Genomic DNA, 21421 nt, shown 5'->3' with positions numbered 1-21421 from the left:
TTATCACCCTAATTTGATTTGATAAAATTGGATCATCCGGCAGACATTCTCCACCGCAAACTCCAAGTTTGCGCCGCCGTTCGCAAGTGCTGTTTCCAACGGTTCCACGCCGCGCAGAATTCCGACGATGGCGGTAAATCCGTGCTCGTACAGCGCCTCGACACCCTCGCCGACCCGCCCGGCAAACGCGATCACCGGAATGCCCTGCTTCGCCGCCATCTGCGCCACGCCGTAGGGTGTTTTTCCAAACAGCGTCTGTCCGTCGAGACTGCCCTCTCCGGTAAACACGTACTCCGCCCCCGCCATCTTCTCTTCCAATCCGGTAAACCCGCTGACCAGCTCAAAGCCTTTTTTCAACTGCGCTTGGAAAAAAGCCAACAACCCCGCACCCGTCCCGCCTGCCGCTCCGGCACCGGGGACGTCGGCCATCGCAATCCCCAACTGCTCGCGGATCACTTCCGCATAGCGGGTCAAGCACAACTCCAACTCCTCCACCATCTGCGGAGTCGCGCCTTTTTGCGGGCCGAACACGCGCGAGGCCCCGTTCGGGCCGATCAACGGGTTGGTCACGTCGCACGCCACTTCCACGGCAACGTTCTTCAACCGCGCATCCATTCGCGACACATCAATTGAATGAAGCCGCCGCAACGCCCCGCCGCCAACGGGCAATTCGCAACCCTCGCGATCTCGAAACGACACTCCGAGCGCCTGCAGCATCCCCGCTCCCCCGTCGTTCGTGGCGCTGCCGCCGATCCCGATCAAGATCCGCCGCACGCCTTGTTCGAGCGCCAACTTGATCAATTCGCCCGTGCCGTACGATGTCGTCAACAGCGGATTGCTCTCTTCTTTCGCCGTCAACTCAAGTCCGCTCGCACTCGCCATTTCCAGAAACGCCGTCTCCCCGTCGCCGGAGATGCCGAGCTGTGCCGTGACTTTTTTGCCAAGCGGGCCGGTGACAGCCGCTTGCAACATCCGTCCTCCGCTGTGATCGACCAGCGCTTCCGCCGTGCCTTCTCCGCCGTCCGCCATCGGGACGAGCACGCACTGCGCCTCGGGAAACACGCGGGAAATCCCCCGCTCCATTGCGAGACAGGCTTCCTTGGCAGTCAGGCTTTCTTTGAAAGAATCCGGTGCCAGCACAAACTTCATCAGAATCCCCCTTCCTTTTCTTCCTTTCTCCCTATATCTTACACCGCTTGCGGTGCCAGCCGCTTCAAAAAGAAACAAGGCAACCGCTTCGGCTGCCTTAATTCAACGCGAATTCAAAGTGTTTGATTAAACCGGTCACCCAAGACCAACCAAGATCGAGCGGTCAGCGGCTGTTCCCTATGCTCTTCAGCGCCGCACCTAACAGGCAAGCGACCACTAAGCACACGACACAACACCCGTACATCCATTGATACGATGTGAGCTCTGCGAGAGGACCCATCAAGAGCGCTCCGAATGAAAAGCCCAGGTCGGCCGCTCCAATGAACAATCCCAGCAGGAAGCCGCGCCCTGAATCCGGCACATGGAAGGAAACGTATGTCAACAAGGTAGGGTACAGCATCGCAAACGCCGACCCGTTGCATACTGCCGCGACCAGCAAAGCAGGCAACGAAGTGAAAGCACTGAGAATCACAGTACCAACCGCCGCGAGCAACGTTGTCCAAACCACTTCTCGACGAGGCGCTCTCCCGTCCGAAGGGACGCGCTTGCCGAACACGAATCGACACCCAACCAACACCAACGTCTGCACCAAAAAATACAACGCATCATACGTCGAGCCTTTCGATTCCAGATACAGCGGCAAAAATGTGAAAATCGCTCCGTTCGCCACGGAAGCTAACAACATGCTGCCGGCAGACACCAAGAGCGTTCGATTCTTCCACAAACCCGGCTCTCGCTTCCTGCGACCAAGAGTGGCGGCACCGGCCGCCCTCAGAGTTCCGCTTCTACGGGTCAACACCAATGAGAAGATGAAGTTCAAGGCCCCCATCACGCTAAACAACAGGAAGATCGCTGTCATCGAGACCGTCCCTTTCAGCCAGAGGGCTGCGGCCGGTCCGAACGTGGAGGGCACCATCGTCGCCAGTGAATACATCGACAATCCTTGTCCGCGCACTCGGGCCGACAAGAGATCGATTGTGATGATCTCCATCGATGTCGAGAAAAACGCCGCGACCAAGCCTTGAATCAGACGAACCGCTCCAAACATCCATAAATTCGGCACGAAATACCCTGTCAATGACAACATGAAGACCAACAAAGCGATCACAAAGACACGACTCGCTCCATGCCGATCAATGATACTCCCTGCAATCGGCCGGGCGAGCATAGACCCAAACATGGTGACTCCCATGATTACGCCGATCTCCGTCTGGGTGGCGCCGAATGTCAACGAATAGAACGGCAGGATCATCAACACCATGTAGACGACTGCGTAGAAGAAAATCGTGACGGCATACACCTGTACCGACTGCCAAGCGAAAGGGTTATCCCGAGTTCCTAGATTGATGGGAGATTGTGTCTGGCTCATCCCGTCATCGTTCCTTCCATAATGGAACGACTCGGAGAGTCGAGCGCTTCCGCCAGGTCGGCTCTGTAGTTGGCCGTCTCAATCGGATTGAGGCTGTACGGCTCCAGCAGGCGGGCGCGGCGGCGCAGCTCCTCCGGCTCCGCGTTCAGCGTCATTGCATGTTCCGCCATCCATTCGTCGTTGTAGATCGTCGGCAGATACCGCTCTCCGTTGTCGGAGGCGATGCAGACGATGCGCGATCCTGCAGATCGTTGTTGCGCCAACCGCATCGCAACCATCACGCCCGCACCGGTCGAACCGCCTGCCAAGATGCCCTCATGCCTAGCCAATGTACGACAGGCGAGAAACGCATCTTCATCCGGCACCTTGTACACCTCGTCGATCAAACTCAGGTCTCTCAAGTTCGTCGGCGTCCAACTCAGACCCATCCCCGGCAACAAGTACGGATGCGAAGTCCCGCCGAAGACCGTCGATCCGACAGCGTCTACGCCGATCACCTGCACATGCGGTGCGTGTTCATGAAAAAAGCGTGAGAACCCGCCCAACTGACCGCCGGTGCTGACCGTCAAGATCACCGTATCCAACTCCCCGTCACATTGCTCCCACAACTCCGCAGCCGTTTGCCGATAATGAGCTTCACCATTCCACGGATTGAAACATTGATCGGGGCGAAACGAATGAGGGATCTCACGGTGCAACTTGTTCGCCAACGAGATGCGAGTCTTGTGATACGAACCGCTGTCATCCTGCTCCGTCACGACGATGACTTCTGCTCCGTATGCTTTGAGCATGGCCAAGTTTACCGGGGTCGTCTTGGGATCCACGAGGATGATGACGCGATACCCCCTCGCAGCTCCGATCATCGCCAGCGAGATGCCGAAGTTGCCGGAAGACGACTCGATTATCGTCCCGCCCGGTCGCAGCAGACCACGACGTTCCGCCTCTTCCACGATGTACAGCGCCGGTCGATCCTTAATGCTCCCGCCCGGATTCGTGCGCTCCATCTTCAACCAAACCACCGCTTCCCGACTCTTCGTTACATTGCGAAGTTGAACAATCGGCGTATCGCCGACCAGTTGCGTAAGCTGCTTCATGATCTTGCCTCCTTGTCCATAGTTACGACGCGGTCCGCCATGAAATGAACCGCCTCTCGATCATGCGAGATGAATAGATAAGCCATCCCAAACCGCGCTTGCAACTCTCGGAGCAAGTTCAAGATCTGCACCTGAACGATCCGATCCAAGGAGCTGACCGCCTCGTCCAGCACGAGCAGTTTAGGATGAAGCGCAATCGCTCGCGCAATGTTGACCCGCTGTAACTGTCCTCCGCTCATTTGATGCGGATACTTGTGCCGATCGCAACCATGAAGTCCAGTCAGCTCCAGCAGCTCCTCCACGCGCAGCGCTTGTTCGTGTTCAGTCCGTTTTTCGAAGTTGCGGATCGGCTCAACGATTGACCGCCCGACCGTCCAGCGCGGATTTAAAGCGCTCCAGCAGTCTTGGAATACGATCTGCATGTCGCGGCGCAGTTGTTGCCGCACGGTTCCGCCTGCCCGATGCACATCCACTCCTTCAAACAAAATCTGCCCTTCGTCCGGATGATCCAGACCGAGGATGAGGCGAGCGAGCGTGCTTTTGCCGCTGCCGCTTGAACCGACCAGCCCCACGCAAGAACCGGCCTCCACCCGGAGGGAGAACCGTTGGAGCGCGAGGACATGCTTAGGCTTCACGGACCAACCGCCGCGGCGAAGAGGATAGCTCTTGGTCACGCAATTCACAACCAGCAAACTCATGCCGCCCCTCCTTCTACACCTTCTACACCTTCTACACCTTCGAGACTGCAGCGTTGACCAACGCGCGGGTGAATGCATGCTGGGGATCGCGCATCACATCGCACAACAACCCGCTCTCCACGATCCGTCCCGTATGCAAGACTGCCGTTTGCCGAGCGCAGCGACTCAGCAAATGCAAGTCGTGCGAGACGAGCAGCATTCCCATCTTATGCTCCGCGCACAAGTTCCGCAGGCATGACAACACCAACTCTTGATTGTCCGGGTCAAGCGCTGTTGTCGGCTCGTCTGCGACCAGCACCTTCGGCTGCAGGACAGCAGCCAACGCGATCAACACCCGCTGCAACATGCCGCCGCTAAGTTCAAACGGATAGAGCCCGACGATCTGACCGGCACGCGGCAGTCCGACCTGCTCCAGTATGGCGACTGCACATTCAAGCCTCTCCCGCTTAGACCCGCTGTTGCCATGCGCGCGCAACGTCTCCAGGAAATGCTGGCCAATCGTCAAGGAGGGGTTGCAAGCGGTCATCGGATTCTGCGGGATGAACGCGATCTGCGCACCCCGAATCTGACGTAAACGTTTCGGCGGCAGACGCAAAAGATCGATGCTCTCCAGCAAGACTTGACCCGCCTGCACATCGGCCGCTGGCGGAAGCAGACCCAATAGAGCAGCACAAATCAACGACTTCCCGCTTCCGCTCTCCCCGACCAGACCCAGAACCTCCCCTCGTCGGATCATCAAGGAGACCTCCTCAATGACAAACTTCATCCGTTTTCCGACTCGCACCCCCACTTTCAAATCTTGGACATGCAACAATGCTTCAGGCTCCATCCAGTTCACCACCTTGGCGCGTTGGATCAAAAGAATCTTGCAACGCATCTCCCAACAGATTGAACGCCATCACGACCAACACAATCATGAAACCAGGCGCCGCCATCAGCAAGGGATGACCGAGCAGATACGCCTTGCTGTCGGAAATCATTCCCCCCCACTCCGCTGTCGGAGGCTGCGCGCCCAAGCCAAGGAACGACAAGCCCGCCATTGACAGGATGACCGAACCAAGATCCAAGGAAGCAAGCACCATCACTTGCGGCAAAAGACCGGGCAACAGGTGGCTCGTCATGATTCGAAGAGGAGAAGTGCCCGCCACGCGGGCGTATTGTACGTACAAACGCTGCCTCGCTTCCATAACCAAGCCGCGAATGATCCGTGCGTACCCTACCCATTGCACGAGAATCAGCGCGAGAATCATGTTAAACAGTCCTTGGCCAAGCAACCCCGCCAAGACCAGTGCAAGGACAAGGCTCGGGAAAGCCAGCAAGACATCGCAGATTCGCATCAGAACCGCGTCGATCCATCCGCCCGCATACCCGGCGAGCAATCCGATTGCAAGCGACAGCAACATGGTGACGCCCATCACCAACACTGCAACTCCTACAGAGACTTGAGCTCCATACAGCAGACGGGACAACACGCAGCGGCCGAGATGATCTGTTCCGAGCGGGTAGTCCCAGCTGGGGCCCTGCAGTTTCAAGCTAAGGTCAATGGCAGTCGGATCATGTGGAGCCAACCAGGGGGCAAACAAAGCCGCCAACAGGACCAAGCTGAGTATGATTCCGCCAACGCGCGCTTCATGCCGCTTCCAAAGGTTGCGCCAAAAGACTCTCATCTTCGCGAGCCCCCTTTCACCGCATGCAGACGCGGGTTCAGCATGATCTGCACAACATCAACCAACAAGTTGGCCCCGACGAACATCGCTGTCAACAGCAGCACGTAGCATTGGATAACCGGATAGTCCCTGGAGAAGACAGCAGTAACAAAATAACGTCCCAGTCCCGGCCAAGCGAACACGTTCTCCACCAAAACCGCACCGGCCAGCAAATGTCCGGCGCTCATTCCGATTGCGGTCACGACAGGCGCGAGCGCATGCCGCAACACATGCCGCCAAAAGATGGTTCGCTCATGCAACCCTCGTGCACGCGCATACAAAACATAGGGCTTGTTTAATTCCTCCAGCAAAGTGGAGCGCAACAAGCGGGAAACGATCGCGATGTGCCCAAGCGCCAACGTAAAGGACGGAAGCAGCAGATGAGCGAAGGTTCCGCTGCCGGTTACAGGTAGCAGGTTCCATCGTAGAGCAAACGCGTAGAGCAAAAGATAGCCGATCCAATAACTCGGCAGGGAAGCGCCGATGTAAGCAAACAGCCGCCCCGCCTGATCCGCCAACGTACCGCGCTTGAGCGCCGTATAGATCCCGATCGGCAGGGCAAGCATCATCACCCAGCATATGGCGGCGGCCGTCAGCTCCAGCGTGGCGGGCATGTGCGTCATCATTTCCTGCCAAACGGGCTGTCTGGAAAGATACGAGAACCCGAAGTCGGCGTGCAGCACCCTCCACAACCAGTTTGCGAACTGCACTGCCCAAGGCTGATCCAAACCGAGTTCCATCCGCGCAGCAGCGACCGCCGAAGGCGTCACTGGAATTTTCGACGCCTGCAGATAGGCTTCGGCCGGATCGACAGGCACGAGATGGACCAGCAGGAACGTCACCAACGAGGCGGCCGCCAACAACGGTATGCCTCCAACGAATCGAAACGCAATAACTCTCCACATGAGAGCATCACTTGAGTTCGATGGTGCTGAACGGAACTTCGTACTGCGTCGGCAGGAAGTTCACGCCCGTGACTTGCTTCCGAGCGACCGCCACGTTCTCCATGTACGAGATCGGAAGGTAAACGGCCTGCTCGTGCAGCGTGGTGAGAATCGAACGATACAGATTCTGGCGTTCCGTCTCTTCGGTCGTTACCAGCACACGCGTGATCTGTTGATCAAGCTCCTTTTTCATTGCCAACCCCGCCTGTGCTTGGTAGTCCGCGTGAGAAGGCTCGCGCATCGACCCGACGACCGTATGCGGATCATACGGGGCACCCCACGTTTCGCTGAAGATGAGATTGAACTCGCCGCTCATCTGCCGCTTCACGTGCGTCTGGTATTCTTCGCCGATCAGGTTCACTTGAATGCCGAGCTTACTCAAGTTGCCCTGTGTAAACTCTGCGATCGTCTTTTGCACTTGGTCGCCGCTGTCGTATCCGAGATCCAAACTGAGCGGTTGCCCCTCCTTTTCGCGGACGCTTTTTCCCGCTGGCAGTCTCCATCCGGCCGCGTCCAGCAACTGCTTCGCTTTCTCCACGTCGTATCCATAGGGTTTTAGGTTCAGATCGCAATATGGAAAATTCGGTGAAAATAACGTGTCGGCTTGTTTTTCATATCCGTAGAAAACCTTATCGATCAACGTCTTTTTATCGAAACCGTATTCCAGCGCTTGTCGAACATTCAAGTCCTTCGTCGCGCCCCGATTGGAATTGACCGCCAGAACACGTGTTGCCAACGGTTCCGAGACTTTGGTCTCATAGTTGCCTTTGTCCTGCAGCATCTTGAACGAGTCGGTCGAGATCTGCCCGCTTCCGAACAACAGATCGACCTCTCCTTTTTGGAATGCCAACACGCGGGACTCCGCATCAGGGATAATTTTTACCGTTACTTTTTCCAGCTTCGGCTTGGTCCCCCAGTAATGCTCATTGCGGGTGAACACCGCGTGATCGTCCTTTTTGTACTCGCTCAACACCCAAGGTCCGGTGCCGATTGGTTTTTTGATGCCTTTCGCTGTGGTCCCGTCGTCCGCGAACCCTGCCTCCCCGAGGAAGCGAAGCGGACGAACCAACGCCAGTTCTTGCAGCACCGGATAGTACGGATTCTTCAGGTTCAGTCGAAACGTATCTGTATCGACCGCCTCAGTGCTGGAAATCTCATTGATTAACTCCAACCAATCATGTTTTTCCTTGTTGGCGAGCACCGCGTCGAAGTTCTTTTTGACGATCTTGGCATCGAACGGGCTCCCGTCGGAAAACTGCACGTTTTTGCGCAGATGGAAGGTGTACGACTTTCCATCCAGAGAAACGTCCCAAGTCTCCGCCAGCGCCGGCAGCACCTTGCCGCCCTCTCCGTACTGCACCAAAGGCTCGAAGACCATCGCTTGAGCGAACCATTGACTCGGCGCATATAGATGGGGGTTGAGATCCCCGATGTCCGCATTCCACGCGAAGTTCAAAGCTTGGCTGTTGGCTGCGGAGGAATCGACCGCATACTCTTTGCTTGTACAGCCCGCGAGCAATGCGGTCGCTGTCAAAAGGAGCACCGCAAATTTCTTATGTGTTGTTTTCAACTCATGCACCCCTTACTTTATTCATGGCATACTCATGGTAAATCAATAAGAGCAAATCGTGAATGACCCTACTAGGCTATATTTGTTACGAATTAAAAAGAAGATCATCTTCACGCGAATCTCATGCACGATTCCAAATACAACAAAAAAACCATAGCCCGGTTTGATACCGAGCTATGGCTGCTCTCGCTGTAACATTCGAAGATGTTCACAAAAATTTATGCCCCTGGTGCTTAGTCTTCCACGCGTAGATAACCGATCATCGGTCCGTTTTGGTTGATCGTCGGGTGAGTGAGGCAGACGACCGGGAACGTGCCGGCTTGGTCCGGGGTGAAGGTAACGGTGGTGACTTTGCCTTTTTGGACATCGCCTTTGATACCGAGACCTTGGATTTCAAACGGATGGGATTTGCCTTTGACCCCGTAAAAATGCAGGGCGACCGGCTTTCCCCGCTGCACCACCAAAAACCCGGGGTCCCAGCGGTACACTTCCATCTCCGGCACGCCGTCTTTGGCGGCGGACTTGATCTCGTTGGTGACGATCCAGAACTCTTGCTTGGGTTCGGCTTTTTTCTCGGCGATGTGCGCCGTATGCGTATAGGTTTGCGTCTCGGCGCGCACGTAGTCCGGCGCTGTCAGCGCAGCAGCGAACAGGACGACCGTCGCGCCCAGCAACCAGTTGCGGCAACGTCTGTAGTTCATCGCGGGCAGACCTCCTTTTGAGAGGTAGTTTTCCCTGCGATGGAGGTTCCATCCATTTCCCATCGAAATAGGATACAGAAGCGAAGGGAGGCTTTTACTATTGAACGATTTCGAGAGTTTGAGTCCAGTCGCGTTGAAAGAGCTTTTTCAACAGCGGGTCCAGCTTGGTTCCGATCAAAAAAACGACATTGAGCATGCCCTCTGGAGGTATTACTCGACCACATTGCTGACCGAAACAATTCCCCTCTCCACAGAGCTGTTTGAGGAAATTCTCGACCTCTATCTGCCCGATCAAAATCTGGTGCTGGAAAGCGTTTGGGTGCAACTGATCAAACAAAACAGGCTGGCACCGGAGCAGGTCGAGAGGATTCGGAGCGCATCCGACAGTCGAGAAATTCGGAAGCAACTTTTGATTCATCGCCTGAAGGAAAAAGCGGACCAACAGAAGGTGTTCAGCCGCGAGGATGTCCGAGAGCTCTTACAAATTCGGGCATACTCTCTCTTGCAAAGCGCGCTCGAACAAGGCCTCGCGGAAGACGGCGCCCGGCAAGAGTTTCGGAAGCCACTGGACGGAGAGCGGGACAAAAAGCATTTGATGTCTCTCTATCTCTTGGCCCATCAATCAAAAAATTCCGGCTGATTGGTTCCGACATCCATCCCCTAAAGGGTACACATGTCAAATTTTTGCTTCTCGACTCTTACTCTACCGTAAACTCGAACGTGGGCATCTGATGCAGTTCGCTGGTGGTGACGTGCACCGTCGCGTGGTACTTACCCGCTTTGTTGAATTTCTTTTGGACGGTATAACCGCCTTGTTTGTCCGATTTGCCTTTGGTCGTTTCATGATTGTTGTCTCCGTCCGCCCATGTCTCGATCTCCACAGTCGCATCAGAAACCGGCTTGCCGCCTGCCGAAACGTTGGCCTTGAGCGTCCCCTCTTGGTTTACAGCGAGCGACTGCGGGTTCGTTTCAAAGGAAATGTCCATTTTTTTCACAGTGCCGTTCGTCTCATGCATCATCATGTGATCATGGTCCATTTCGCCGCCGCAAGCGGTTAACAAGATCGATGAGAGCGCAACGGCTGCGCACAACAGATATGGTTTCATGTTCATCTTCTTCTCCTCAAGTTCTATTTTTGAATCCACCCTTGCTCATGCGCATAATTGGTGAGTTGCACGCGGTTTTCCAAGTGGAGTTTTTGCAGGATGTTTTTTAGATGATTTTTCACTGTATTTTCGGAGATGGAGAGTTCTTCGGCAATCCTGCGGTTGGTGTACCCTGTTGCCACGTGCTTCAAGATATCCTGCTCGCGGCTGGAAAGCGGGTTTTTCTTGCTTGGCCGGCGCTCCACTTCAATAAACTCCTCAAGCAATTTCGTTGCCAATCCACGAGTCATCGGCACTTCATCCATCACCACGGAGACCAAATATTCCACCCATGATTGCGGGTTCAGGTTTTTTTGCAAATACCCTTGCGCACCTTTTTTCAACGCTTCAAACAGATACGAAACGTCGTCTGAGACGGTGATCACCACGATTTTTACGTAGGGATACCGAATCTTGATCTCCTTGGTGGTGTCCAATCCGTTCATCACCGGCATGTTGATGTCCATGAGAATCAGATCGGGCATCAAACTCTCGGTCATCTCCAACGCTTGCAGACCGTTACAAGCTTCTCCGATAATTTCAAATCGCGGGTCTGTGCTTAAGATATAGCGGATCCCTTCCCGCGCATGCTCCGAGTCATCCGCAATCAGCACGCGAAAGATTTGGTTCATAAACCCGTCCCCCCTTTCTCACTTCCAACACCGTCCACGCGGAATCCCGGCGAATTTCAAACCCCCACTTCATTTCCGCCGAACGCTCCCTCACCATGCGCAATCCATAACAGGACGCTTTCTGAAACGGATCTTCCGTGAACCCGATGCCGTCATCGCGGACGCGAAGTGCCCAACTGTCCCCTGCATCTCCGAGAGAAAACTCTACCTCGACGCGGGAGGCTTCGGCATGTTTGCGGACATTCATAAGAAACTCGCGCAACGTATTCGAGAGCTCAATTTTTTCCTTCGCCGTCAGACTCCCCTCCGGCACTTCCCACGTGACGTTCACACCGGCTCCCGTCGCCAACCGAAAGTCTTGGATCATCTCTTGGATGGTCTGTTCCCACGGAAGCGCATCCAGCCGAGGCGGATTGCGCAGGTTTGAAATCGATTGCCGCACGTCATCGTGCACACGCCGCAGCGTTTCTTTTACCCCTTCGACGTTGACATCCATTCCGGGCTGCAGTTTTTTCAACTGATCGGTTTTTACAGAAAGCAGGAACAGGGACTGCGCGATCCCGTCGTGCAACTCCCGCGCAATTTGCTCCCGCTCTTGCAGGCGCACTTTCGCCGCCCGTTCTTGGTTCAGCTCGTCTTGCAAACGCTCCAGTCGAGAGAACAGGCCGAGCAACAGCGTTAGAGTGACCCCCAATACGATCAGCGGAGACAACCAATTTCCCATATCCATCGAGATATAGGGCAGTAGATACGCATGCCTCACATATTCCCAAATCCCGTTGGTAACGGTCGGAATGATGAGAATCAACCATTTCAGTTGTTTATATGTCAAATCGATCGCTCCCTTCATCACAGGTTACATCATAACGTGCTCCAAGCATTGTTCCTATAGCCCATGCTGGCTAATCTGCCAAGCAATAGCCCCATTGGACCCCGCGTTGACAAAATTCGTTAAGGAGTCAGTCACTCCAACGGGTCATCTCTTCTTCCCAATCCAATGCTATTCTGAGAGACGTTGTCAACTGCATGTAAACAAAGGAGTGAAAAGAAATGGAGTTTCCCGTCATCACCTTTCCTTGGTTTGGTGCCGGAACCCTCATTGCGGTCATTGCCATCGTACACGTTGTCATCAACCACGCCGTCGCGATCGGCGGGTCCGTCTTGATGGTTTGGACGGAAGCAAAAGCGCACCGCACAAACAATCCTGAATTAGAGCGCACCGCTCGAACGATGAGCAAATGGATTCTCATCGTAACCACAACCGTCGGCGCGATGACCGGTGTAGGAATTTGGTTCTCCACCACCGTCATTCAGCCTTATGCGATCGGGTCGCTGCTTCGCATCTTCCACTGGGCCTGGTTCGCCGAGTGGATCGTGTTCATTTCCGAGGTCGTGCTGATCCTCATCTACTTCTACACGTGGGATCGTTGGAAAGGCGAGAAAAAAAAGTTGCACATCCGAACCGGGATTGCACTGGTCGCGGCCTCTTGGCTGACGATGACGATCATCACAGCGATTCTGGCCTGCCAGATGACTCCCGGCAAGTGGGTCGCGACGCTTTCCTTCTGGGATGCGTTTGTGAACCCCACGTGGCTGCCTTCGCTGTTTTTCCGAACGTTTGTCGCGTTGACGCTGGGTGTCGGGCTGTTTGCCCCCTTCATTCGTCTGGGTGTCAAAAACAAAGCCAACGCCGCAGGGCTGTTGCGAGATTTTGGCAAGATCGTCTTGCTTTGTTTCCCTTTCTTGATCGTCGGCGCCATCTGGTACAGCTGTAACTTGCCGTCGGAAGCCTCGAATTTGATCGTTTGGGCATCCGGTATGCAAAACGAGTTTTTCGTTCTGGTCAACGTAACCGTGTTAATTTTGATCGCGGTCATCGGGATTGGCCTGTACAAAGCCCCGTCCCGCGTCCCGGTCGCATTGAGTGTAACTGTAGCTTTCCTGTCTGTCGGAATCATCGGAGAGTTTGAAATGATCCGGGAAACGATTCGCAAACCGTTTGTGATCTACGATTACATGTACGTAAACGGCATCCGCACCGACCAAGTGGATACCTTCCAGCGCAACGGGTTTCTCAAAACCGCAAAATGGACAACCGTGCACGACGTCACGCCGGACAATGAAAGAACCGCGGGTCGCGAGTTGTTTGCCGCACAGTGCATGACGTGCCATACGGTCGACGGATGGCGTTCAAAACGGGCCATGAACCAACGAATGCAAGGTTGGACGGCAGAGAACATCGCCAATTATGTGAAAAACCTGCACCAAGCCCGTTCCTTCATGCCGCCCTTCGCAGGAAACGAGGAAGAATTACAAGCGCTTGGCAAATACCTCGAAGCTGTCGGTCAAGGGCGAGAAACCTCCGAACAAGTTGCAGAAAGAGGAACTGCTCATGAATAACACCTCCTATCCGATTCCTGTCGATCTCTCCTTGCCGATTCCCGGTGACATCGGCGTATTTAAGGTCTTGCTCATCCTGGCGTTCATCTTGCATATCGTGTTCGTCAACCTCATGCTGTCAGGCTCCCTCTTGGCGGTGTACAGCGAACTTCGCGGGATGATGACCAAGCGTTCGGAATGGAACCAAACGGCCAAAGCGTTAGCCACCCAAGTCTCCGTTTTCAAAAGCATCGCCGTCGTGCTGGGTGTCGGCCCCTTGCTGGTCATCAGCACCATCTATACACGTTTTTTCTACACCTCCACGATCTTGATCGGAAACGCATGGTTGTTGCTGATTCCCTTGCTGATCGCAGCCTTCCTTTTGCTGTACTTGTACAAATTTACGTGGGATCGTTGGCAAAACCGGAAAGGGCTGCACTTGTTCATCGGCGCATTGGGAGCCTTGTGCCTGTTGTTCGTTCCGTTGATCTTCTTCACCAACGTGGTCTCGATGCTGTACCCTGCGCTTTGGCAAGAGACTCACGGTTTTTTCTCCGCACTTGTCACGTACCCGACCCTTTTCCAACGGTACTTGCATTTCCTGTTTGCCAGTTTGTCGGTGACAGGCATCTACTTCCTGATCTGGGCGAACCGGAAGCGGAGATCGAATTCCACGCTGCCTTACGAGTTTGTGTCGAGGTTTGGCCGTCGCGTGGCCTTGATTTTCACAGCCGGCCAACTGATCGCAGGTCCTTTGCTCTTGATCAGCTTGGACGATCGGGTCCGCGCCTCGATGTTGAGCGGATTCCATCTGGTTCTCCTCTTGTGCGCCTTCCTTTTGGGCCTGTCCTTGCTGTACGTGCTGGGAAACGTCCTGAAAAAGCCTTCCCGCAAAGCGGTCTTGATCGCCGGGATGCACGTGGTGCTTCTGCTGGGGGTGATGGGCGTGATGCGCCACGAAGTGCGCGATCTGTACTTGGAGCCCTACCAAACCGGACAAGCACAATCTTAAAAAAGCGAAGCGGAGTGCCGTTCACTCCGCTTCGCTTTTTTGATTTCGTTTGAGCGAGGTATGGAAAACGTCCGTCAGCCCGCCTTGGAAACTCTGCACGCTGCCTTGGCTGATCACGCGCCCTTGGTTGAGAAACACGACTTCATCCGCAACCGCTTCGGCGACATCCAATTGATGCGTCGAAAACAAAACCGGCCAACGACTCCATCCAATACGGGTCAAGCCCGTTGGTCGGTTCGTCGAGCACCAAGAGAGCCGGTCGCGCAAGCAAAGCTTGAGCTAACAGAAGGCGTTGCCGCATCCCTTTGGAAAAAGCGGAAACCTGTTTCTGTCCCGCCTCCGTCAAGCCGACGATGTCCATCACCTCGGCCGCCCGCTGTTTCCCCACTCCGCGCAGTCCGGAGTAAAAACAGAGGGTTTCCCATGCGCTCATGCCGCCGGAGAATTGAAAATCATCTGGCATGAATCCGATCCTTCTCGCGTACTCTTCACGATTGCGCCGCCACTCCAAGCCCTGCACACGAATGGTTCCGGTCGTAGGGCGGCTGATCCCCACGACCATTTTAATGAGGGTGCTCTTTCCCGCGCCGTTTCCGCGCTGTTCAAGATCGGCTGCACTCCCGCGGATGCGCAACTTCTGCACCAGATTTCGATTCGAATTCTCCAACTTAACCGCCGTTTTGCTGGTCGTGATGGCGACATCTTGAATCTGGTTGTTGTCACCGTGAACCACGAGTCCATCCTGACTCCCTTCAAGTTGCAACCCTCGGACGGTGGCTCCGTTTGTTTCCAAGAGCAACAGCGGTTCATCAGACGAAGCGCTCTTCGAAGAGATGATGCGCGTCTGTTCCGCTTCGACCTGAATCGGTTTTCGTATAGAGAGGGGTCCCTCATAGGTGCCGGGGGGCAATTTTACCACCTTTCAAAACGGATCGATTCGATCACGACGCAATTTTTTGCCATATGACTCAACCGGGCTAATCTTGTTACTTGTTTTTGACAGGTCGTAAAATAGCTCAAAAAGGCTATTTGGTCAGAACACACTTCAAGATAGACTAAGGAGTGTACGTTAGACCTTAGGAGGAAACACACACCATGAAAAAAATGAACTGGTTGGCAGCCCTCGTCGTAGCAGGCAGCCTGCTAAGCGTCACTCAAGTTGCAAGCGCGCACGTCACCGTCTGGCCGAAAGAGACGACGACCGGCGCGTATGAAAAATATACCGTTCGAGTTCCTGTCGAAAAAGACATCAACACCACCAAAGTGCGTGTTGAATTCCCGGCAGGCGAAAAAGTCTCCACCGTCGAACCGATCGCGGGATGGGACTACTCCTTCGAAAAAAACGCCGACGGAACGAACAAAGCTCTCGTCTGGACGGCAACCGCCGGCGGGATTAAGCCGGGAGAATTCATCGAGTTCAACTTCATCGGCGCCAACCCGAAAGAAGCAGGATCCGGCAAACTCGCGTGGAAAGCTTACCAAACCTATGCGGACAACTCTGTCGTGGAGTGGACGGGCGACGAAGGCTCCAAAACTCCGGCTTCCGTCACCACGATCAAAGCGGCAGGCACCGCCGAGGCCGACCACCATGATGATGCGAAGAAAACGGAAGACAATAAACAGGAAACCGCCGCTCCGACAACCACGTCCGAAAACACTGGATCGAGCAACACCGTTCCGTACATCATCTCCGGTGCTGCCCTGCTGCTCTCGCTCTTAGGTCTGTTCCGCAAACGCGCGTAAGCCTCCATTCGAAGAGGAGCGTTCCTCATGCTTAGAAAAGTTTTTTTACTCCTCTTGTTGCTCACTGTCGCAGTCACTTTCACCGGGTGCGGCAACATGCAGCATTCAGAGCTATGCGGAACAACCAAGATCAAAGCGCGCTAAAAGACCGTGCCCCCTCTCTTTTGATGAGGAAGCACGGTCTTTTTTTCTCACAAAAACGTTCGTCCGCCCACGCCGCCCACTTCGCCAACGAACCATGCGGACAAACGGCTCCAGATCCGATCAGCAAACCGCAGACTGACCCACACGGGCTATGCGGGAATGCGGGGCAAGCTCATAGACTTGAAGGAGAAGGGAGGCGCAAGTCCATGACATAGAGACAAGTTCATAAGCTCACGTTGCAGATCGACGGGATGACCTGTACAGCGTGCGCGGCCCGCATTGAACGTCTTGGTTTCAGGGCGAAAGTTCCCCCTGCGGACAGAAAACTTTCAGAGGAAGGCGGTCATCGTTCCGAACTTGAGATGTTCGTGTACCCGCTCTGCTCCCCCTGCCTTTTTTGTGGTACATGCTCCGCATGATCGGTGTGCCGTTGCCTGCTGTTACCGCCTTCTCCCATCCAATCTTGCAGTTGATACTCGCTGCGCAACTGCAAGTTGTAGCGGGGTGGCGGTTTTTTCGCGGGTTGTTTCGATTGTTGCTCCATCGCAGCGCGAACATGGATGTTCTGGTCGCTCTGGGGAGCAGCGTGACTTTTTACTACAGTTTGTGGTTGTTGTCGAACGGGAAGCAACATGTCTATTTCGAGACCTGCGCCTTTCCGATCACGTCGATTCGGTTGGGAAGGCTCTTGGAGAACATCGCTCGTGCCCGGACGAAAGAATCATTGCAGACATTGGTTCACCTGCAATCCGACGGATGCCAAGAAAGTGGCTCCGTTTACTCCGAGTGTGGAGGAGTATCGAGCGTGGCAACGGCGTCTGCATTCTACCAAACCCGTCTCACAAAATTCTCACAAGACTCTTCTTCCTGGTGATCGCAAAAAAAGACTGCCCTTCCGCAGCATGTTGGCGAAGGGGCAGTCCAAACGATATGTGGTTCTTTAGTTCGCAGAGGAGCTCTACACCGTCAAATGCGAGGTTTAGAGAGATATTTCCCCTCATCTTGCAGTTTATAGTCGCTTACTGGGGGCATGACGTTTTTCTTTTTTACGGCACCCGTACTTGCGTTTGCCCCAAGATCGGCGTGCCGCTCTCGTCGTACACGCTGATCGTCATCTGCTTCCCGGACAGGCCGGATTGCTTCAATTTCTCCAGCGGCACCCGCAGAACTTGCAAGTGACCGGGGTTTTTGGACACCTCGACTTGCAAGCTTCCCGAATCGAGCGTCAGCGACTCCACGCTGCCGTTGAGCACGTAGAACCCGACGTCCCGCGCCGGGTCGATCTGCAGACCCGGCGGCAGGTTGATCTTGCCCAACCACTCCTGCGCGCTTTCCGCGCTGAAGAAACTCAACTCCTGCGTCGGCAAGTTCGACGCTTGCCCCTCAAACACCGACTCTTCCATCTGCAGCGGCGGCACGTTCTCCTCCGACCACTCGTGCTTCGTCAAATCCGCCAAAAACGCCCTCGTCCCGCTCCTGAGCTCCAGACGATTTCCAGCCAGCATGTGCACCGCATGGGCGTCGGAGATGTTCCGTTCCTTCAGTTGCGCGACCAGCCACTCGTCCATGTACACGTCGCCTTTGGCTGTATCCACGAACCATATCTCTTGCGCTTTCAAGTTCGTCTTGGGCGAGAAGTTCACGACGAGCAGCCCGTCTTCGCCCCAGAGCATCTCGCCGATCTCCCCTTCCGGCATCGTCGCCGTCAGCTTCGGGGCGCTCCGGTCGGTTTGCCAGACGTACACGAGCGGACGGTCTCCCTGCTGAGCGAACGCCGCGCGGTTCGCATCCGTCGGATCGGCGGCGAAAAAGCTCCATCCGTTCTTCGACGGCAAGACCCCGGCGCCGGCCGCTTCCGTTTTTCCGCTGCCAAGCGAAAGTTCTGCCCGCACCGTCGCTTGGTCGCGGCTTGCAAACACGCGCTGCTGCGTCTGCTTCATCCCGGAAATCACCCAGTTTCCGCTCTCTTGCGCCATGCTGACTTGCAAAACTTCCAGCCTCGCTTCCGCTCCGTACGTCGCCCAGTTCAGCGTGACTTCATACTGATCGCCCGCCAAAGCTTTCAGGCGATACCCGGTCAGATGCGGGTTGGTGCGGTTTTGTCCAAAGACCGGGAGTTTGCCTCTCAGATTTTGGGCGAGATTCGCGTCTGCCAGCGAGGGACGTTTTTGCAAGATGAAGTTGAAGTAACGCTCGACGACTTCTTGTTTCGTAAGCGGCGCATGCTTCGCGACAGACTTGGCCGACTGCAGAGGCGGTGCCTCTTGCGGCGAAAGTGCCGGCTTTGCGACGAGCACGCCGAGCAGCGCCGCCGTGCAGACGCCCGCCAAGACCACCCCGCGCCGCATCCAGCGCGCGCGCAGATGCCAGCGGGTGCGGCGCTCGTACTCGCGCAGGACGCGCTCTTTGAACGCCGCAGGGTCCGAAGGGGTGTCGGGGGATTTTTTTCCGAGGGACTTGAGTTCTTCGGGCAGGTGGTTCCAACGCGGGTCGCTCATCGTGCTCTCGCTCCTTCCTCTGCGGCGTGCGCCCATTCGTCAAACAGCGGGTCTTCGCCTAAGTGCTGTTGCAGTTTTTTCATCGCGCGGTGCAGGGTGGTTCGTGTCTTCGCCGACGTCCAACCGAGAATTTGCGCCGTCTCTTCGGTGGAAAACTCCTGCATCATCCGAAGCACCACCACGTCGCGCATGTCTTGTTTCAACCCGCGCAGAGCGTCGCGCAACGCCGCTTCCTTGGCGTGACGCTCGACTGTTTCATACGCGCTCAACTCGTCGCTCGGCACTTCCTCGGCGTGGCTCAGGGAGAACAGATTCTTGAACTTTTTCTTGCGGTACCAATCCACCACCGTGCGCCGGGCGATCGTCAAAATCCACGTTTTGGGCGAGGCCAAGCCTTGAAAACGGTCCACGCCGAGCAAGACGCGCACGAACACTTCTTGGGCGATGTCCTCCGCGTCTTGGCGGCTCTTCACTTGGAAGCCGATGTACGTAAACACGTCCCGGTGGTAGAGCCGGTACCACTCGTCAAGATCATGTTCCACCATGAAACCCACCTTCTCTCTCCTAAGCGTAATTCTCTTGCACATCTAGTCGCGGAACACGCCCGCTGCGTTACAACTTTACCGGCGTTTTTCGATGGCGAGGAGAAGCGGCGGGGAATTTTTTTGATTCCAAAAGCGATAGAGCAGGACGTGGCAGCGTCTCGTGTCGAGCGCGTGCGCCCATTCCAACACCGCTTCCGACTCCGCTTCGCCCTCTTCGTGCCCCCTGTAGAGCATGATCGTGAGAATTCCGCCCGGCGCGAGCAACTCCAGCGCCGCCTCCAAAGCGGGCAACGTGCTCCCCGTCGTCGTGACCACCGACGGGTCGCCGCCCGGCAGGTAGCCGAGGTTGAACATCGCCGCTTGGACCGGCCCCGCCACAAACTCGCGCATCCGCTCATGGCTCTCTTGGAAAAAAACGACCCGCTCCGCCACGCCTGCTTCTTCCACGCGGGTCCGTGCCGCCGCCAACGCTTCCTCTTGAATGTCAAACCCGTACACGCGGCCTGTGTCTCCCACCGACTGCGCGAGAAACAGCGTGTCGTGGCCCTTGCCGACCGTGCCGTCCACCGCGACGTCCCCCTCCCGCAAAACCTCGGCAAGCAACGCCCGCACATACGAAAACATCGGTTTGATCACCATGTTCGGACAACTCTCCTCTCATGTTGTAAAATTTTCTCAAGAAATCACTGAACCTTTTTCCGGTTCAGAGCGAAGATACGGGTGAATGAGCACGATGGGAGGGCCCCCCAATGAGCCAAATCAAGGAGCAAGACCCCTTCACGAATCAGGAATGGAAAGTTTGGATCGAGAAGTTGATCGCCGGCGATCGCCAAGCTTTCGAAGTGGTATATACGAACACCTGCGACGATGTCTACCGTCTCGTGTCTTTTCTCATCCCGGACCGGCAGGACGCCGCCGACATCGTTAACGAGGTCTACATTCGGATGTGGAAGTCGCTGGACACGTATGACGCCGCGCGCGAGTTTCGCTTCTGGCTGCACGGCCTGACCGTGCGCACCGTCCAAGATTGGAAGCGCAAAGTCTGGCGCCGCCTGCGCCTTCTCGACCGCAAGAAAGCGCTCGATCTCCACGAACCCCTGCCCGAGCCGGAAGCGCAGGTGCTCGACGGCGAGACCCGCCAAGAGCTGGTGCAGCGCGTGGGAGACCTGTCGCACAAACTGCGCGTCGTCGTGATTCTGCGCTACTTCCAGCACTACACGCTGGAGCAGATCGCCGACCTGTTGCAAATTCCGCTTGGCACGGTGAAGTCGCGTCATCATCTGGCGCTCCGGCAACTGCGTGTCTCGTTTGAAGAACCCACTCTCCCGCGAAAGGTGGAAGGAACCAATGTCTACTGAACATCAACTCCAACGCGACTTGGTCGAGCACGCCTCCCGCCTGTCGCCGCCCCCTGAATTGAAAGAACGCGTGCGTCAATCGTACGAACTGCATCTCCAACAACAATCGAAGGAGCGATCTCCTATGAAGAAGAAATTGCTCACCGCCGTTGCCGCCGTTTGCCTGCTTGTCCCGAGCGTCGGGTATGCCGCCGACAGCGGATGGCTTGGCGACGACATCTACGGGTCGTTTCAACAAGCGAAGAAATCGTTTGTCGGCATGACCAAAGCGACCTATGTGGGCTTTGGGTTGAAACTTTCCGGTGCCAAGGAAGAGCTTGGCGAGGAGCGTTACGACCATTTCGTAGACATCCGCAAGCACTTCGTCCGCTTCATGACGGAGCACGGCGACCGATACGGCCACATCGACGTCGACAAACTCTCGGCGGAAGACCGCGCGACACTGAAGCAAATCTACGCCGACATGACGCCGGACGACGATTTCCTCAACCACAACGCGCAGACCAAGGACGTGTTGACGGCAGCGGAGTACGATCAATACTTGGAAGCGCAGATGACGTATCAGACTGTCATGGCGAGAACGGGCGTCGAGTACGACCGCGACATCCTCGCCGACCAACTCCCCGCCGATCTCAAAGACCGTTTCCTCGAGGCGAAGGAAATCCTCGACACCGTCAACCAGAAAGTCCATCAAACTCAATCCACAACTTCGATCTCGAAGTAATCTTCCACAA

The 21421-nt window shown here is 55.6% G+C and carries 23 protein-coding genes; 6 read left to right on the top strand and 17 right to left on the bottom strand.

All coding sequences use genetic code 11. From position 1 onward, the window contains the following. Positions 1-3: 3 nt before the first annotated feature. The 9 genes from EL26_RS12550 to EL26_RS12510 form a co-directional block, all read right to left on the bottom strand. A complete protein-coding gene (locus EL26_RS12550; RefSeq protein WP_038089178.1) occupies positions 4-1149 on the bottom strand; it encodes a glycerate kinase in 1146 nt (381 codons plus the stop codon). 163 nt (positions 1150-1312) lie between these two features. Further along, positions 1313-2518 (bottom strand): staphylopine family metallophore export MFS transporter CntE, encoded by a 1206-nt coding sequence (gene cntE / locus EL26_RS12545; protein WP_052036316.1) that lies wholly within the window; start codon positions 2516-2518, stop codon positions 1313-1315. Then, positions 2515-3612 carry a cysteine synthase family protein gene (locus EL26_RS12540; protein WP_038089176.1) on the bottom strand — a complete coding sequence of 366 codons (1098 nt, stop codon included), beginning with the start codon at positions 3610-3612 and terminating at the stop codon, positions 2515-2517. The genes cntE and EL26_RS12540 overlap by 4 nt, the downstream gene beginning before the upstream one ends. Continuing rightward, positions 3609-4247, bottom strand: a complete 639-nt coding sequence (locus tag EL26_RS12535; protein WP_161780719.1) for an ATP-binding cassette domain-containing protein — start codon at positions 4245-4247, stop codon at positions 3609-3611. Before EL26_RS12535 ends, EL26_RS12540 begins: the two co-directional genes overlap by 4 nt. 94 nt (positions 4248-4341) lie before the next feature. After that, positions 4342-5076: an ABC transporter ATP-binding protein gene (locus EL26_RS12530; RefSeq protein WP_274518882.1), complete on the bottom strand. Its 735-nt coding sequence runs from the start codon at positions 5074-5076 to the stop codon at positions 4342-4344. Between the two features lie 52 nt (positions 5077-5128). Next, positions 5129-5977 (bottom strand): nickel transporter permease, encoded by an 849-nt coding sequence (gene nikC, locus EL26_RS12525; protein WP_038089170.1) that lies wholly within the window; start codon positions 5975-5977, stop codon positions 5129-5131. Then, on the bottom strand, positions 5974-6921 hold the full coding sequence (nikB, locus tag EL26_RS12520) for a nickel ABC transporter permease (RefSeq protein WP_052036314.1): 948 nt from the start codon (positions 6919-6921) through the stop codon (positions 5974-5976). Before nikB ends, nikC begins: the two co-directional genes overlap by 4 nt. A 7-nt stretch (positions 6922-6928) precedes the next feature. Continuing rightward, positions 6929-8530 (bottom strand): nickel ABC transporter substrate-binding protein, encoded by a 1602-nt coding sequence (nikA, locus tag EL26_RS12515; protein ID WP_038089169.1) that lies wholly within the window; start codon positions 8528-8530, stop codon positions 6929-6931. Positions 8531-8763: 233 nt separating this feature from the next. Further along, entirely contained in the window at positions 8764-9231 is a 468-nt protein-coding gene (locus EL26_RS12510; RefSeq protein ID WP_052036312.1) for a cupredoxin domain-containing protein, read from the bottom strand. Between the two features lie 100 nt (positions 9232-9331). Between EL26_RS12510 and EL26_RS12505 the strand changes: the two genes are divergently transcribed. Next, complete coding sequence (locus tag EL26_RS12505; RefSeq protein WP_038089166.1) at positions 9332-9871, top strand: hypothetical protein; 540 nt, start codon at positions 9332-9334, stop codon at positions 9869-9871. 58 nt (positions 9872-9929) lie between these two features. Here the strand turns inward: EL26_RS12505 and EL26_RS23785 are convergent, their stop codons facing one another. From EL26_RS23785 to EL26_RS12490, 3 genes are read right to left on the bottom strand one after another with little or no spacing between them, the layout of a single operon-like run. Continuing rightward, on the bottom strand, positions 9930-10337 hold the full coding sequence (locus EL26_RS23785) for a FixH family protein (RefSeq protein ID WP_161780717.1): 408 nt from the start codon (positions 10335-10337) through the stop codon (positions 9930-9932). A 23-nt stretch (positions 10338-10360) separates the two neighbouring features. Next, complete coding sequence (locus EL26_RS12495) at positions 10361-11008, bottom strand: response regulator (protein WP_038089164.1); 648 nt, start codon at positions 11006-11008, stop codon at positions 10361-10363. Continuing rightward, entirely contained in the window at positions 10974-11840 is an 867-nt protein-coding gene (locus tag EL26_RS12490) for a sensor histidine kinase (protein ID WP_081857170.1), read from the bottom strand. The genes EL26_RS12495 and EL26_RS12490 overlap by 35 nt, the downstream gene beginning before the upstream one ends. A gap of 218 nt (positions 11841-12058) precedes the next feature. Here EL26_RS12490 and EL26_RS12485 point away from each other — a divergent pair, with 218 nt between their 5' ends. Together EL26_RS12485 and EL26_RS12480 are read left to right on the top strand one after the other, a co-directional pair. After that, complete coding sequence (locus EL26_RS12485; RefSeq protein WP_038089162.1) at positions 12059-13408, top strand: c-type cytochrome; 1350 nt, start codon at positions 12059-12061, stop codon at positions 13406-13408. After that, entirely contained in the window at positions 13401-14399 is a 999-nt protein-coding gene (locus tag EL26_RS12480) for a hypothetical protein (protein WP_038089159.1), read from the top strand. Before EL26_RS12485 ends, EL26_RS12480 begins: the two co-directional genes overlap by 8 nt. A gap of 21 nt (positions 14400-14420) precedes the next feature. Here the strand turns inward: EL26_RS12480 and EL26_RS26210 are convergent, their stop codons facing one another. Further along, entirely contained in the window at positions 14421-14588 is a 168-nt protein-coding gene (locus EL26_RS26210) for a hypothetical protein (RefSeq protein WP_238546104.1), read from the bottom strand. Further along, entirely contained in the window at positions 14542-15309 is a 768-nt protein-coding gene (locus tag EL26_RS26205; protein WP_052036309.1) for an ATP-binding cassette domain-containing protein, read from the bottom strand. Before EL26_RS26205 ends, EL26_RS26210 begins: the two co-directional genes overlap by 47 nt. A 185-nt stretch (positions 15310-15494) precedes the next feature. Between EL26_RS26205 and EL26_RS12470 the strand changes: the two genes are divergently transcribed. Continuing rightward, on the top strand, positions 15495-16142 hold the full coding sequence (locus EL26_RS12470; protein WP_038089156.1) for a YcnI family protein: 648 nt from the start codon (positions 15495-15497) through the stop codon (positions 16140-16142). Between the two features lie 1190 nt (positions 16143-17332). Here the strand turns inward: EL26_RS12470 and EL26_RS12465 are convergent. The 3 genes from EL26_RS12465 to mnmM all read right to left on the bottom strand — a co-directional run bounded on the left by EL26_RS12465 (position 17333) and on the right by mnmM (position 19968). Continuing rightward, positions 17333-18784 (bottom strand): hypothetical protein, encoded by a 1452-nt coding sequence (locus EL26_RS12465; RefSeq protein WP_038089153.1) that lies wholly within the window; start codon positions 18782-18784, stop codon positions 17333-17335. Beyond that, entirely contained in the window at positions 18781-19329 is a 549-nt protein-coding gene (locus EL26_RS12460; RefSeq protein ID WP_052036308.1) for an RNA polymerase sigma factor, read from the bottom strand. Before EL26_RS12460 ends, EL26_RS12465 begins: the two co-directional genes overlap by 4 nt. 75 nt (positions 19330-19404) lie before the next feature. After that, on the bottom strand, positions 19405-19968 hold the full coding sequence (mnmM, locus tag EL26_RS12455; RefSeq protein ID WP_038089150.1) for a tRNA 5-(aminomethyl)-2-thiouridylate-methyltransferase MnmM: 564 nt from the start codon (positions 19966-19968) through the stop codon (positions 19405-19407). A gap of 110 nt (positions 19969-20078) precedes the next feature. Between mnmM and EL26_RS12450 the strand changes: the two genes are divergently transcribed. Then, positions 20079-20687, top strand: coding sequence for a sigma-70 family RNA polymerase sigma factor (locus tag EL26_RS12450; protein ID WP_052036307.1), 609 nt, complete (start codon positions 20079-20081; stop codon positions 20685-20687). Then, on the top strand, positions 20677-21411 hold the full coding sequence (locus EL26_RS12445) for a DUF3600 domain-containing protein (RefSeq protein ID WP_052036306.1): 735 nt from the start codon (positions 20677-20679) through the stop codon (positions 21409-21411). Before EL26_RS12450 ends, EL26_RS12445 begins: the two co-directional genes overlap by 11 nt. Positions 21412-21421 lie beyond the last annotated feature (10 nt).

Source organism: Tumebacillus flagellatus (genome assembly GCF_000714935.1).
Classification (GTDB): Bacteria; Bacillota; Bacilli; order Tumebacillales; family Tumebacillaceae; genus Tumebacillus; species Tumebacillus flagellatus.
Note: the sequence above shows the minus strand (reverse complement) of the source record. Positions and strands in the feature narration are given on the sequence as shown.